Origin of the sequence: Paraburkholderia sp. UCT31 (assembly GCF_014397655.1) — a bacterium.
GTDB lineage: Bacteria > Pseudomonadota > Gammaproteobacteria > Burkholderiales > Burkholderiaceae > Paraburkholderia > Paraburkholderia tuberum.
Map to the genome: position 1 here is coordinate 94297 of NZ_VZQP01000022.1, position 13487 is coordinate 107783.

Below are 13487 nucleotides of genomic sequence, written 5' to 3' on the forward strand. Positions count from 1 at the left end.
GGTGAACTCCTGGAGTCAGGCCGCGGCCGCTTTGGTGGCGTGGTCGGCAGTGGGATCGGCGGCGAGACCGAAGTCTTCAGGGAAATGATCGAGCGCGGACAGCACCGGATAGGGCGTCATGCCGCCCATCGCGCACAGCGAGCCGGCTACCATCGTGTCGCATAGATCGCGCAGCAATTGCACCTGACGCGTCGATGTGTCGCCGCTGCGAATCCGCGCGATCACCTCGACGCCGCGCGTCGAGCCGATCCGGCACGGTGTGCATTTGCCGCACGATTCGAGCGCACAGAAGTGCATCGCGTATTGCGCGAGCTCGGCGAGGTTCGAGGTGTCGTCATGTACGACGAGACCGCCGTGGCCGATCACCGCGCCGATCGCCGCATACGCCTCGTAGTCCATCGGAATGTCCCACTGGCTTGGCGGCAGATAGGTGCCGAGCGGACCGCCGACCTGCACCGCGCGCGCCGGCCGGCCGCTCGCGGTGCCGCCGCCGAAGTCGTCGAGCAGTTGGCGCAATGTCACGCCGAACGCGAGTTCGACGAGGCCGCCTCGCTTGATGTTGCCGGCCAGTTGGAACGGCAGCGTGCCACGCGAGCGGCCCATGCCGAAGTCTTTATAGAACGCGGCGCCGCGCGCGAAGATGATCGGCGCGGTGGCGAGCGTGATCGCGTTGTTGATCACGGTGGGCTGGCCATAGAGACCCACGAGTGCGGGCACCGGCGGCTTTGCGCGGACGATGCCGCGCTTGCCTTCGAGCGATTCCAGCATCGCGGTTTCCTCGCCGCACACATACGAGCCCGCGCCTTTCGCGACGAACAGCTCGAAACGCTGCCCGCTCGAGAGCACGCTGTCGCCGAGCCAGCCGGCTGTGCGCGCACGGGCGATGGCAGCTTCGAGCGTCGCGATCGAGTGCGGGTATTCGCTGCGCACATAGATGTAGCCGACGGTCGCGCCGGTCACGACGCCGGCGATGATCATGCCTTCGATGAGCACGTACGGATCGCTTTCCATCACGAGACGATCGGAGAAGGTGCCGGAATCGCCTTCGTCGGCATTGCAGACGACGTACTTCTGCGCGGCTTTCGCGCCGCGCACCGTGCGCCACTTGATGCCGGCCGGGAAGGCCGCGCCGCCGCGGCCGCGCAGACCGGATTCGATCAGCGCTTCGCAGGCGGCATCGGCGTCGGTTTGCAGGGCGTTGCGTAGGCCTTCGAGGCCGCCGTGCGCGACGTAATCGTCGATGGACAGCGGGTCGGTGATGCCGATCCGCGCGAAGGTCAGGCGCTGCTGCTTCTTCAGATACGGAATCTCGTCGACCACGCCGACGCGCCGCGCATGCTCGCCACCCTCGACGAAGCCCGCGTCGAACAACGCGGCGACGTCTTCCACGTCGACATTCGCATAACCGATGCGGCCTTCGGGCGTCGCAACTTCGACGAGCGGTTCGAGCCACAGCAACCCGCGCGAACCGTTGCGGATCAGTTCGATCGCAATGTCGCGGCGCGCGGCTTCGCTGGCGATGGCTTCGGCCAGCGCATCGGCGCCGAGCGCGAGCGCCGAGGAATCTCGCGGAACATAGATGCGCGTCATGCCGGCACCTCCGCGCGTTTGCGGGCAGCGGCGAACAGGGCGTCGAATTTTTGCGGCGACACGCGCGCGTGCAGCGTGCCGTTGAGCATCATCGCCGGCGACAGCGCGCATTGGCCGAGGCAGTACACCGATTCGAGTTCCACCGTTGCGCCGTCATGGTGACCGGTGTCGAAGCGGCATCCGGTGTGCGCCTCGATGTGCTGGGCAAGCGCCTCGGTGCCCATGCTGCGGCACGCTTCGGCGCGGCACAGCTGCACCGTGACGGGCGCGGCAGGCGAGGTGCGAAAGTGATGGTAGTAACTGATGACGCCGTGCACTTCCGCTCGCGACAGGTTCAGCGCGCGGGCGAGCGGTCCGACCGCCGCGGGTGGCACAAAGCCGAGTTCGTCCTGGATCGCGTGCAGGATCGTGATGAGTGTGCGGCCCGGCTGCGCGTGACGTTGCACGAGCTGATCCGGCGCCGTGGCGAGAGAATCGTCCAAAGGGGGGCTCCTCCGAAGCGATATATGCACTTGTTATTCATAATGCATGCACGTATGCTTCGCTTATTCGCATGGTATAGCCGAAAGATAGGCGGGCTGACCGGCGCGCGCAATAGGAAACAGTCAAACATATATGGTCAGGATCGAATGTCAGGTCGAGCTGGTGGTGAAGGGCGCGGACGGCCGCGAGGCCAGCCTGTCTGACGTAGTGCCGCTGCTCGCGCTCGTCGATGAATCTGGCAGCATTGCGCAGGCCGCGGCGCTTAAGGGTTTGTCCTATCGGCACGCATGGGGCTTGCTGCGCAGCATCGAGGAGCGGTTTGGTGGTCCTCTGATCGCGAAAGAGCGTGGGCGCGGCTCGGTGTTGTCCGAGCTCGGTCACGCGGTGCTGCGCGGGCAGCGGCTCTGCGGCGAGCGGCTCGACGGCAATTTGCAGGCGCTCGCGAGCGAAGTGGCGAGCGATCTGAACCGCTGGCTTGCGCCCCCCGCCGATGACGTGCGCATCCACGCGTCGCACGGTTACGCGGTGGCCGCGCTTGTTACGGCGCTGGTCGCCAACGATCTGCCGGTCGAGATCAAGTACCGCGACAGCGCCGAGGCGGTCAGTGCGCTCGCGCGCGGCGAGTGCGATCTGGCGGGCTTTCATCTGCCGCTCGGCGAGTTCCGCGCGGTGTGCGCCGATACCTACCGGCGCTGGCTCGATCCGCAACGCCATGTGCTCGTGCATCTGACCCGACGCAAGCAGGGTCTGTTCATCGGCAAGGGCAATCCGAAGCGGATCGGCGGGCTCGGCGATCTGGCGCGCGACGACATCCGTTTCGTCAACCGCCAGCCGGGCTCGGGTACGCGGATGCTGCTCGATCTCGCGCTGCGACAGGTCGGTGTGGACCCGGACCGCGTCAACGGCTATGCGTCGACCGAGCTGACGCACTCGGCGATCGCGGCGTTCGTCGCGAGCGGCATGGTGGACATAGGCTTCGGCGTCGAACCGGCCGCGCATCATTTCGGGCTCGACTTCATTCCGATCGTCGACGAGGACTATTACTTCGCGTGCGATCGCGCGCACCTCTCTCGCGCGCCGCTCGCGACGGTGATCAACCTGTTGCGCGGCAGCGCGTTTCACCAACGCGTCGAGCAGCTCGCCGGCTACGATCCGTGCGACTGCGGCAGGCTCGTCGATCTGGACGAGGGGCTCGGCGGCGCGCTCGCGTAACGGCGGAGTAAGAGCCTGTAACCAGAAAAGCGGTGGCGCTCGGCGTGCGCGGCTGCGCAGCGCGCCGGTTTCGGCTACTCTCTTGGCTTCGTATCCGCCTTTACCGCGCGCCAAGCTGCGCTGAACCGACATGAAAGCTCTTCTCCATGCATGTGCCGCCGCTGCCGCGGCTGGTGTGCTCTGTGCCACCGTCTCCATCGCTTACGCGCAAAATTCGCCTGGCGTGCCGGGTGGCATCCTGACCGACGAATTCCGCATTAACGAGCATCCGCAGATGCCGTTCGCCGCGTCCGCCCCGTCGGACAAGTATCAGCACGGCCAACGTTCGAAGGCGCGCAAGCGCGGCGACATGGGAGATCCGAATGGCTGCAATCTGCAGTGCCCGAAAGACGAATAAGAATTGGCTCGGGCTTCGCTCGAGCTTCGAGGTTTGACGCAACGCCGGCCCTTGGGTCGGCGTTGTGCTTTGTGGCGGGGGCGATGGCGGCCCAGTTGCCGGCTGGAGTGGCTTCTTATGGCCTGGCGATGTGCCAGATTTCCTTGAAACCGTCCCCCTTTGCATCGCCCGCCTGCTTGTCGGTCGGCGCCGCCGTGGCCGCCGGCCAGTTGCTCATGCAGCCGCTGACGCCGGGCCTGGTGTCCTTGTCGAACGTGTGGAGCGTCATGCCGTCAGCGGTGACGAAGCGGCCGTCGGACAGTTTGGGCGGATCGGCAAAGGCACCGGGCGTGTAGCACGGGGAGTGCGAGCGGGGCCAGCAGAGCGATGGTCTTGCGCATGACGCAGGCTCCTGTTTTGGCGACGTGGTTGACGAATCACGACTCGCTTCGAGCTACGAGTATAAGCAACGGCCGCGGATTTACCGGGGCGTGTTGTGCGTCCCCGTTGAGTGAAGGGGAGATGTGTGGCCGGCCCGCAAAGCGTCGCAGACGGTGCCGAAAATAAAAAACCCCGGCAGCGTTACGCTACCGGGGTTTTTTGGGGCCGTTCATCGCGAACGTTCCAGGTATTTGGTGGAGGCGGCGGGAATCGAACCCGCGTCCAGAAGTCCTCTACGACCAGTTCTACATGTTTAGTTCTGTCTTTTGATTTAACCACAGCGACGCGGACGAACACGCTGCGCTACGGCGATTCACTAAATTTTCGACCCGGACGTCGTGACGCCGCCAAGGCTTAACTGACGTATATGACCTCTGTCGGTATTGCTACCGGTCTTGCGACACTAGCCCGTCAGTGAACTAGGCAGAGGACGGCGGCCCTTAGGCTGCCAGTGCGAACGTATCGTCGTTTGCAGTTACGTTTTTCCCATTGATTAACGAGGTGACGGGTCCTCGACATGCCCTAGCCGCTTCGCAACCCCTGTCGAAACCAGGTCGCCCCCGCGGTTCGTTGCTCACATATGTGAGCCAAAGGAGATTTTACAATAGATCGAGGGCTGCGTCGTGCGTCTTTGGTGGCTGCTGAATGGTGCAACATGGTTAACAAGAGTGCGGGCCGGGACCTTCAGCCGATCTGTCTGACTTTGTCAGCCGATGTCGCGCAGCAGGGTTTGCAACTCGGCCGTCGATTCTACGACGTGTTGCGCGTGCCACCGTGTCGGCGGAATGTCGTTGCCGCAATAGCCGTACGCCGCGGCGACGGTCTTCATGCCGGCGGCAAAACCGGCCTGCACGTCGCGCAGATCGTCGCCGATATAGACGACGCGCTCCGGCGCGATGTCCAGCTCACGCGCCGCGTGCAGCAATGGCGCGGGGTGCGGCTTCGAATGCGGGGTCGTGTCGCCGCTCACCACGCAGCTGGCGCGCTCCTCGAGACCGAGTTGCGCGACGAGCGGCTCGGTAAGCCGCGCGACCTTGTTCGTGACGATGCCCCAGCGCACGCCGCGCGCGTCGAGTTCGTCGAGCACTTCCGCGATACCCGGAAAGAGCGTCGTCTCGATGCACAGATCTGCCTCGTAGTTCGCGAGAAACTCCTCGCGCATCGATGCGAATTCGTGATGATCGGGCCCGATGCCGAACGCCCCGCAGATCAGTCCGCGCGCTCCGGCTGAAGCCAGCGGGCGCAGCTTCTCGAGCGGCACCATCTCGAGCCCCCGGTCGTGGCGCATCTTGTTGACGGCGGCCGCGAGGTCGGGCGCCGTGTCGGCAAGCGTGCCGTCGAGGTCGAAAAGCACGGCGAGGCAAAAGCCGAGCGTGTCGTCGTTGTCTTCGCGTTGCGGCAGGGGAGTCGGGTCGCTCATTGTTCGTTTCGGATACGGCGGATCGGGGCGGTTCGGGCAATTCAGGCGTCGCGGCGACAGGCGAGCATATAGTTGACGCTCGTGTCGGACGACAGCGCGAAAAGCTTGCTGAGCGGGTTGTACACGATGCCCTTGATGTCCGCCGTGCGCAGCTCGGCGGCGCGCACGAAGCCGGCGAGCTCCGACGGGCGGATGAAGCGCGCGTAGTCGTGCGTGCCCATCGGCAGCATTCGCGCGATGTATTCGGCGCCGATCACCGCGAACAGATACGACTTGACATTGCGGTTCAGCGTGGAGAAAAACACCCAGCCGCCCGGCTTCACGAGATTCTTGCAGGCCTCGACGATCGCGGCCGGCCTGGGCACGTGCTCGAGCATTTCCATGCAGGTGACCACGTCATAGGTGCCCGGTTCGCGTGCGGCCAGCGCCTCAGCCGCGATTTCTTCGTAATCGACGGTTACACCGCTTTCAAGACTGTGAAGATCGGCGACACCGAGTGCCTGGGTCGACAGATCGATGCCCTTCACATGAGCGCCCAAACCTGCCATCGATTCCGACAGGATGCCGCCGCCGCAGCCGATATCGAGCACCTTTTTGCCGGCGAGATGGGCGTGGGCGTCGATCCAGCTTAGACGAATCGGATTCAGTTCGTGCAGCGGCTTGAATTCGGCGTTCGGGTCCCACCAACGATGCGCGAGGTCGCTGAATTTCTGTAGTTCGTGAGGATCGGCGTTGGTCATGGTGAAGGCTGCCTCGATGAAAGCGGTGAGCGGACGCTCGAGGATAAACCCTGAGTATATAGGGCGAGAGAAAGAGCGGCAAAAGCGCGTCGGGTAGCGGGCGCTGATGCAAGCTGCGAGCCGCTGGTAGCGGAGCGGGACGCTCCTGCGTCGCGCATCACGTCAGGTCGCGGTACCCGCGCATAAAAAAAGCCCCGCCGAAGCGGGGCTTTCGATACTGCGGTAATTTTCCAGCTTACTGCTTCGGCGTACCGACAACTTCGACTTCCACGCGGCGGTCCGGTGCGAGGCAGGCGATGAGTTGCTTGCGGTTCTTCTGGTTGCAACCGGTGGTAACCGGGTTGCGCGGACCCTTGCCTTCCGTGTAGATACGGTTGGCTTCGACGCCCTTGCTGACCAGGAAGGCCTTCACAGCTTGAGCACGACGCAGCGACAGCCGGTCGTTGTAGGCGACGGAACCGATACGGTCGGTGTGGCCCGTAGCGACGACGACTTCGAGGTTGATGCCCTGGATCTTCGATGCCAGTTCGCTCAGACGTTCCTTGCCGGCCGGCTTCAGGATTGCCTTGTCGAAGTCGAACAGCGCATCAGCTTGATACGTAATCTTTTCGCTGGAGATAGCCGGAGGCGGAGGGACCGGTGCCGGCGGGGTCGGAGCCTGAGCAACCAGAGCGCCGTCGCATTTGGCGTTAGCCGTTGCGGGCGTCCAGAATGCATCGCGCCAGCAAAGCTCGTTCGTGCCGTTCATCCACACGTATTCGCCAGTACCATTCACCCAGTTGTCGTTGGTAGCTTGTCGCGACGCCGGCACCGACTGCGCCATGGCGGATGCAGCCATAACTGCGGTAGCTGCAATGAACGCGAGCTTTGAAAGTTTATTCATATTTCTCCTCTCGAAATTGAGATTACCGCAGGTTTACTGCGAGCCTGTTGACGAAGACCAGTCATACATTGCTCGAAGTATAACATTGGTGCGGAACAAAAACCGTTTGTGTAGACTTCGAGCAGTGTCTGACTCTTTGTGCGTTGGCATTTTGCCATATCGTTCCCTTCCGACGAAAAAAAAATCCGCCCCCGATCAAATCCCCCTCCAATTGTGGTGCATGCGCAACAAATGTTTTCGTCTGAGCGGTCCGCCGGCTCTGGCTGAGCGGCGAATTGGTCCCACGCAGGAATCGAGCCTGACGAGACTGAAATTGTGTGATCGGCGAGGTGTTGGCGGGCGCCCCTCTAATATGTATACGTACCTTCGTCGGGCGTGGATTCGTGGCATGTTAGAATCGCGTGATGCGTTGCGCCTGCAATGCTTACGCGAAGAAGCGGCGAAACCCGCCTTCGCACGTAAAAGATACGGATAATGGATCAATTCGCCAAAGAGACTCTGCCAATCTCCCTTGAGGAGGAAATGCGCCGTTCGTATCTCGATTACGCGATGAGCGTGATCGTAGGGCGAGCGCTTCCCGATGTCCGCGATGGCCTGAAGCCGGTGCACCGGCGCGTGCTGTTCGCGATGCACGAGCTGAACAACGACTGGAACCGCGCCTACAAGAAGTCGGCGCGTATCGTCGGCGACGTCATCGGTAAATACCATCCGCACGGCGACACCGCTGTCTACGACACGATCGTACGGATGGCGCAGGACTTCTCGCTGCGCTACATGCTCGTCGACGGCCAGGGGAACTTCGGTTCCGTCGACGGCGACAACGCCGCGGCGATGCGTTACACCGAAATCCGCATGGCGAAGATCGGCCACGAACTGCTGGCCGATATCGACAAAGAAACGGTCGACTTCGTGCCGAACTACGACGGCAGCGAGAACGAGCCGGCCATCCTGCCCGCGCGCATACCTAATCTGCTGATCAATGGCTCGTCCGGCATCGCGGTCGGCATGGCGACCAATATCCCGCCGCACAACCTCAATGAAGTCGTCGACGCGTGTCAGCATCTGCTGAAAAACCCGGAAGCGACGATCGACGAGCTGATCGAGATCATCCCCGCGCCCGACTTCCCGACCGCCGGCATCATCTACGGCGTGGCCGGCGTGCGCGACGGCTATCGCACCGGTCGCGGCCGCGTCGTGATGCGCGCGCTGACGCACTTCGAGGAAATCGACCGCGGCCAGCGCATGGCGATCATTGTCGATGAACTGCCCTATCAGGTGAACAAGCGCTCGCTGCTCGAGCGCATCGCCGAGCTCGTCAACGAGAAGAAGCTCGAAGGCATTTCCGACATCCGCGACGAATCCGACAAGAGCGGCATGCGCGTCGTGATCGAGCTGAAGCGCGGCGAAGTGCCCGAGGTCGTGCTGAACAATCTGTACAAGGCGACCCAGCTTCAGGACACGTTCGGTATGAACATGGTCGCGCTCGTCGACGGCCAGCCGAAGCTCCTGAATCTGAAGGAAATGCTGACGTGCTTCCTGTCGCATCGCCGGGAAGTGCTGACGCGGCGCACCGTCTACGAACTGCGCAAGGCGCGCGAACGTGGTCACGTGCTCGAAGGTCTCGCGGTTGCGCTCGCGAACATCGACGAATTCATCGCGCTCATCAAGGCCGCGCCGACACCACCGATCGCCAAGCAGGAGCTGATGTCGCGCGCGTGGGATTCGTCGCTCGTGCGCGAAATGCTGTCACGCGCCGAGTCGGAAAACGCGTCGGCGGGCGGTCGCGAAGCTTATCGTCCGGAGGGACTGAACCCGTCGTTCGGCATGCAGACCGACGGCCTTTACCGTCTGTCCGATACGCAGGCGCAGGAAATCCTGCAGATGCGCCTGCAGCGACTGACCGGTCTCGAGCAAGACAAGATCATCGGCGAATACCGCGACGTGATGGCGCAGATCGCTGACCTGCTGGACATTCTGGCTCGCCCGGAACGCATTTCGGCGATCATCGTCGGCGAACTCACGTCCATCAAGGCCGAATTCGGCGATGCGCGTCGCTCGAAGATCGAGTTGAACGCGACCGAGCTGAACACCGAAGACCTGATCACGCCGCAGGAAATGGTCGTGACGATGTCGCACGCGGGCTACGTGAAATCGCAACCGTTGTCCGAATATCGAGCCCAGAAGCGCGGTGGTCGTGGCAAGCAGGCCACTTCCATGAAGGAAGACGACTGGATCGACACGCTGTTCATTGCCAATACGCACGACCACATCCTGTGCTTCTCGAACCGCGGCCGTGTGTACTGGGTCAAGGTCTACGAAGTGCCGCAGGGTTCGCGCAATTCGCGCGGCCGGCCGATCGTCAATATGTTCCCGCTGCAAGAAGGCGAAAAGATCACGGTCGTGCTGCCGGTCAAGGAGTTCTCGGCCGACAAGTTCGTGTTCATGGCGACCGCGTTGGGAACGGTAAAAAAGACGCCGCTGGAAGCATTTAGCCGGCCGTTGCGCAAGGGTATTATTGCGGTCGGTCTCGATGAGGGCGATTACCTGATCGGCGCCGCGATCACCGACGGCCAGCACGACGTGATGCTGTTCTCGGATTCGGGCAAGGCAGTGCGCTTCGACGAAAACGACGTGCGTCCGATGGGCCGCGAGGCGCGCGGCGTGCGCGGCATGCAACTCGAGGACGGCCAGAACGTGATCGCGTTGCTGGTGGCCGGCGACGAGCAGCAGTCGGTGCTCACCGCAACCGAGAACGGCTACGGCAAGCGCACCCCAATCACCGAGTACACGCGTCACGGCCGCGGCACGAAGGGCATGATCGCAATCCAGACGTCGGAGCGTAACGGCAAGGTCGTTGCCGCGACGCTCGTGGACCCGGAAGCGCAGATCATGCTGATTACCACTACGGGCGTGCTGATTCGCACGCGCGTGTCGGAAATTCGCGAAATGGGACGCGCAACGCAAGGTGTTACACTCATCAGCCTTGACGAAGGGACCAAGCTGTCCGGTCTGCAGCAGGTAGCGGAGGCCGAGGGCGAGTCGGAAAGCGATTCCGACGGCTCCACTGAAGGTGATAACGGCGGTGAGGGCGGCGGCGCGGCTTGATCCGTGCCAGCGGCTTTCAGTCTCAGTTAATACGTTGAAGCTACGCTGCGGGTCACGGCGTATCGGGCCGGTACGCTTCCCGTGTGGCGTGCAGTTCAAGTTAATTTCTCTTAGGGAGTAGTGATGCAAAAACGATTCAAACAACTGATGTTGCTGGCTGCCATCGTGCCGACCTTCGCCATGGCTCAAGCGCTGCAGAACCAGGCGCCTGCGGCTCCGGCTGCCGCAGCAGCACCGGTTGATCCGGCCAAGCAAGCTGCCATCAAGGAGCTGCTCGACGCCATCGATGCGCAGAAGCTGGTTGGCGCAATCGGCAACAGCGCGCAGATGCAGGCCAAGCAGCTCGTTCCGGCAATCCTGTCGGACGCGCTGACCGAGAACAAGACGATGACGGACAAGCAGAAGCAGGCCGCCGTGCCGACGCTGCAAAAGAACGCGGTGCCGAAGCTGGTGGACAGCGCGGGCCAGGTGTTCGCGACCGACTCTTTCCGTCAGGACGCGATGCAATCTCAGTACGACGCGTACGCGAAGTACTACAGCACGTCGGAAATCAAGGATCTGACCACGTTCTACAAGAGCCCGACCGGTCGCAAGTTCATCCAGGTGCAAGACCAGGTTGGCCGCGACGTCGTGAACGGTCTGATGCAGAAGTACATGCCGGAATCGATCAAGGCAACGCGTGACCAGGCCGACAAGGAAGTCGCATCGGTCAAGCCGGCTGCCAAGTAAATTCCGCTCGCAGGCTGCGCTGATCAGCCGGCCTGTCGTCGCGCCCGCTGGGCCACCCGGCGTGGCGGGTTGGCGGCGACAATGCGATAATGGTCGTTTGCGCACTGGCGCAGACGGCCATTATCTTTTTCGGCGAGCCATTTCGCAGCTCTTTTCGCCGATTCCCGCGCGACTTCGTTATTTCGCGCCCGCTTCCAGGACCTCACATGCGCGTCTTTAATTTCTCCGCCGGCCCGGCGGCCATGCCTGAAGAAGTGCTGCGCCAGGCAGCCGACGAGATGCTGAATTGGCAAGGCAGTGGTATGAGCGTGATGGAAATGAGCCATCGCGGCAAGGAATTCATGTTGATCCACGAGGAAGCGCTGACCGATCTGCGCGAGTTGCTGCAGGTGCCGGCAAGCCACCGCATCCTGTTTCTGCAGGGCGGCGGCCTCGGCGAAAACGCGATCGTGCCGATGAACCTGCTCGGCTCGAAACCGCGCGCGGATTTCGTCATCACCGGCTCGTGGTCGGAGAAATCGTTCAAGGAAGCGCAGAAATACGGCAGCGTGCATCTCGCCGCGACCGGCAAGACAGCCGAGGGCTTCACCCGCGCGCCGGCGCGCTCGGAATGGCAGCTGTCGGACGATCCGGCTTACGTGCACTTGTGCACCAACGAGACCATTCACGGCGTCGAAACCTTCGAGATTCCCGACCTCGGCGATACTCCGCTCGTCGCGGACGCGTCGTCGCATATCCTGTCGCGCCCGATGGACATCGCCAAATACGGCGTGCTATTCGGCGGTGCGCAGAAGAACATCGGCATGGCCGGCGTGACGGTCGTGATCGTGCGTGAGGACATGCTCGATCGCGCGATGCCGATCTGCCCGTCGGCGTTCGAATGGAAGACCGTCGCCGAGAACAATTCGATGTACAACACTCCGCCCACCTACGCGATCTATATCGCCGGGCTCGTGTTCAAGTGGTTGAAGAAGCAGGGCGGCCTCCTGGCGATGGAGGCACGCAACCTCGAAAAATCGAAGCTGCTGTACGACACGATCGACTCGAGCAGCTTCTATCTGAACAAGGTCGAGCGTGGCTCGCGCTCCCGGATGAACGTACCGTTCTTTCTCGCCGACGAGTCGCGCAACGAAGATTTCCTGTCCGGCGCGAAAGCGCGGGGATTGGTGCAGCTAAAGGGCCACAAGTCCGTCGGCGGCATGCGGGCGTCGATTTATAACGCCGTCCCGCTCGAAGGCGTCAAAGCGCTTGTCGAATACATGAAGGAATTCGAACAGCGCAGTGCCTGAGCCACACTGACCGGCAGGCGTGCGCATCTTTTCCAGCATTTACCCGGCAAAGCCGTTTTACGCATGGACGACGAACTCAATACACGACTCAAACCTCTGCGCGATCGCATCGACGCGCTCGACGCGCAGCTGATCGCGCTCCTGAACCAGCGCGCGTCGGTCGCGCTCGAAGTCGGGGAGGTCAAGAAGCATTTCAACGCACCGGTGTTCCGACCCGAGCGCGAGATGCAGGTGATCGCGCGCCTGCAGGAGATGAGCGCGGGGCCGCTTGCGGACGAACACATCAGCGCGATCTGGCGCGAGATCATGGCCGCAAGCCGCGCGCTCGAAAAGACCATCAAGGCCGCATACCTCGGGCCCGTCGGCACCTATAGCGAACAGGCGATGCATGAGTACTTCGGTCAGTCGATCGAAGGGCTGCCGTGCCCGTCGATCGATGAAGTGTTCCGCTCGGTCGAGGCGGGCGCCGCCGACTACGGGGTCGTGCCGGTCGAGAATTCGACCGAAGGCGCGGTGTCGCGCACGCTGGATCTGCTGCTGCAAACGCAGCTGACCATCGGCGGCGAACTCGCATTGCCGATTCATCACAACCTGCTCACGCAAAACGGGCTCGCCGGCGTCACGCGCGTGTGCGCGCACGCCCAGGCGCTCGCGCAATGCCAGCGCTGGCTGTCGACCAACGCGCCGCATCTCGAGCGCCAGGCGGTGTCGAGCAACGCGGAAGCTGCACGGATGGCAGCCGAAGATCCGACCGTCGCGGCCATCGCCGGCGACCGCGCCGCGATCCACTACGGCCTGCAGGTCACCAACGCGCTGATCCAGGACGATCCGCACAACCGCACACGCTTCGTCATGATCGGCAAGCAGCCGACCGGTCCGAGCGGCTACGACCAGACCTCGCTGATTGTGTCGGTCGTGAACGAACCCGGTGCGATGGTCAAGCTGCTCGAGCCGCTGGCGCGCCACGGCGTGTCGATGACGCGTTTCGAATCACGCCCGGCGCGCGTCGGCACGTGGGAGTACTACTTCTATATCGACGTCGAAGGCCATCGCGACGACCCGGCCGTGGCCGCCGCGCTCGCCGGGCTCGGCGAGAAGGCCGCGTTCCTGAAAATACTCGGCTCGTATCCGCGCGCCCGGTAAGGGCTGGCAGCGCAGTCCGGGCGGCGCCAAGTGCACTGCCCGAACGCATATTTCACGATCCATCGTCGTTCGGAGA

General features: G+C 62.9%; 12 protein-coding genes and 1 other RNA gene. 6 read left to right on the forward strand and 7 right to left on the reverse strand.

Annotation, left to right across the window (positions count from 1 at the left end):
• Positions 1 to 15: 15 nt before the first annotated feature.
• Positions 16 to 1590, reverse strand: a complete 1575-nt coding sequence (locus F6X40_RS19995) for a formate dehydrogenase beta subunit (protein WP_187628959.1) — start codon at positions 1588 to 1590, stop codon at positions 16 to 18.
• Positions 1587 to 2072: an NAD(P)H-dependent oxidoreductase subunit E gene (locus tag F6X40_RS20000; RefSeq protein ID WP_187628960.1), complete on the reverse strand. Its 486-nt coding sequence runs from the start codon at positions 2070 to 2072 to the stop codon at positions 1587 to 1589. Before F6X40_RS20000 ends, F6X40_RS19995 begins: the two co-directional genes overlap by 4 nt.
• Before the next feature lie 133 nt (positions 2073 to 2205).
• Here F6X40_RS20000 and F6X40_RS20005 point away from each other — a divergent pair, with 133 nt between their 5' ends.
• The gene (locus F6X40_RS20005; RefSeq protein ID WP_184070733.1) at positions 2206 to 3285 is read left to right on the forward strand and encodes a substrate-binding domain-containing protein; all 1080 of its coding nucleotides are present in this window, start codon (positions 2206 to 2208) and stop codon (positions 3283 to 3285) included.
• A 130-nt stretch (positions 3286 to 3415) separates the two neighbouring features.
• Complete coding sequence (locus F6X40_RS20010; RefSeq protein ID WP_187628961.1) at positions 3416 to 3682, forward strand: hypothetical protein; 267 nt, start codon at positions 3416 to 3418, stop codon at positions 3680 to 3682.
• Positions 3683 to 3797: 115 nt separating this feature from the next.
• Here the strand turns inward: F6X40_RS20010 and F6X40_RS43240 are convergent, their stop codons facing one another.
• From F6X40_RS43240 to ompA, 5 genes are all read right to left on the reverse strand, one after another.
• A complete protein-coding gene (locus F6X40_RS43240; protein WP_409340051.1) occupies positions 3798 to 3983 on the reverse strand; it encodes a hypothetical protein in 186 nt (61 codons plus the stop codon).
• A 311-nt stretch (positions 3984 to 4294) separates the two neighbouring features.
• Positions 4295 to 4664, reverse strand: a transfer-messenger RNA (tmRNA) gene (gene ssrA / locus F6X40_RS20020).
• Between the two features lie 144 nt (positions 4665 to 4808).
• Positions 4809 to 5522, reverse strand: coding sequence for a phosphoglycolate phosphatase (gene gph / locus F6X40_RS20025; RefSeq protein ID WP_187628962.1), 714 nt, complete (start codon positions 5520 to 5522; stop codon positions 4809 to 4811).
• A 41-nt stretch (positions 5523 to 5563) separates the two neighbouring features.
• Positions 5564 to 6262, reverse strand: coding sequence for a bifunctional 2-polyprenyl-6-hydroxyphenol methylase/3-demethylubiquinol 3-O-methyltransferase UbiG (gene ubiG / locus F6X40_RS20030; RefSeq protein ID WP_184027677.1), 699 nt, complete (start codon positions 6260 to 6262; stop codon positions 5564 to 5566).
• A gap of 235 nt (positions 6263 to 6497) precedes the next feature.
• Positions 6498 to 7145 (reverse strand): outer membrane protein OmpA, encoded by a 648-nt coding sequence (ompA, locus tag F6X40_RS20035; protein ID WP_090801331.1) that lies wholly within the window; start codon positions 7143 to 7145, stop codon positions 6498 to 6500.
• Positions 7146 to 7619: 474 nt separating this feature from the next.
• On the opposite strand from ompA, the gene gyrA reads away from it, so the two are divergent.
• The 4 genes from gyrA to pheA all read left to right on the forward strand — a co-directional run bounded on the left by gyrA (position 7620) and on the right by pheA (position 13411).
• On the forward strand, positions 7620 to 10250 hold the full coding sequence (gene gyrA, locus F6X40_RS20040; protein WP_187628963.1) for a DNA gyrase subunit A: 2631 nt from the start codon (positions 7620 to 7622) through the stop codon (positions 10248 to 10250).
• A gap of 123 nt (positions 10251 to 10373) precedes the next feature.
• Entirely contained in the window at positions 10374 to 10979 is a 606-nt protein-coding gene (locus F6X40_RS20045) for a DUF2059 domain-containing protein (protein WP_184027684.1), read from the forward strand.
• Positions 10980 to 11185: 206 nt separating this feature from the next.
• Entirely contained in the window at positions 11186 to 12268 is a 1083-nt protein-coding gene (gene serC, locus F6X40_RS20050) for a 3-phosphoserine/phosphohydroxythreonine transaminase (RefSeq protein ID WP_184070725.1), read from the forward strand.
• Between the two features lie 63 nt (positions 12269 to 12331).
• A complete protein-coding gene (gene pheA / locus F6X40_RS20055) occupies positions 12332 to 13411 on the forward strand; it encodes a prephenate dehydratase (protein ID WP_018421374.1) in 1080 nt (359 codons plus the stop codon).
• Positions 13412 to 13487: the final 76 nt, after the last annotated feature.

Excerpts from the sequence above, each read along its gene's own strand:
- F6X40_RS19995 (WP_187628959.1), bottom strand. The coding sequence starts at position 1,590 with ATGACGCGCATCTATGTTCCGCGAGATTCCTCGGCGCTCGCGCTCGGC.
- F6X40_RS20005 (WP_184070733.1), top strand. The coding sequence starts at position 2,206 with ATGGTCAGGATCGAATGTCAGGTCGAGCTGGTGGTGAAGGGCGCGGAC.
- F6X40_RS20010 (WP_187628961.1), top strand. The coding sequence starts at position 3,416 with ATGAAAGCTCTTCTCCATGCATGTGCCGCCGCTGCCGCGGCTGGTGTG.
- gph (WP_187628962.1), bottom strand. The coding sequence starts at position 5,522 with ATGAGCGACCCGACTCCCCTGCCGCAACGCGAAGACAACGACGACACG.
- ubiG (WP_184027677.1), bottom strand. The coding sequence starts at position 6,262 with ATGACCAACGCCGATCCTCACGAACTACAGAAATTCAGCGACCTCGCG.
- ompA (WP_090801331.1), bottom strand. The coding sequence starts at position 7,145 with ATGAATAAACTTTCAAAGCTCGCGTTCATTGCAGCTACCGCAGTTATG.
- gyrA (WP_187628963.1), top strand. The coding sequence starts at position 7,620 with ATGGATCAATTCGCCAAAGAGACTCTGCCAATCTCCCTTGAGGAGGAA.
- F6X40_RS20045 (WP_184027684.1), top strand. The coding sequence starts at position 10,374 with ATGCAAAAACGATTCAAACAACTGATGTTGCTGGCTGCCATCGTGCCG.
- serC (WP_184070725.1), top strand. The coding sequence starts at position 11,186 with ATGCGCGTCTTTAATTTCTCCGCCGGCCCGGCGGCCATGCCTGAAGAA.
- pheA (WP_018421374.1), top strand. The coding sequence starts at position 12,332 with ATGGACGACGAACTCAATACACGACTCAAACCTCTGCGCGATCGCATC.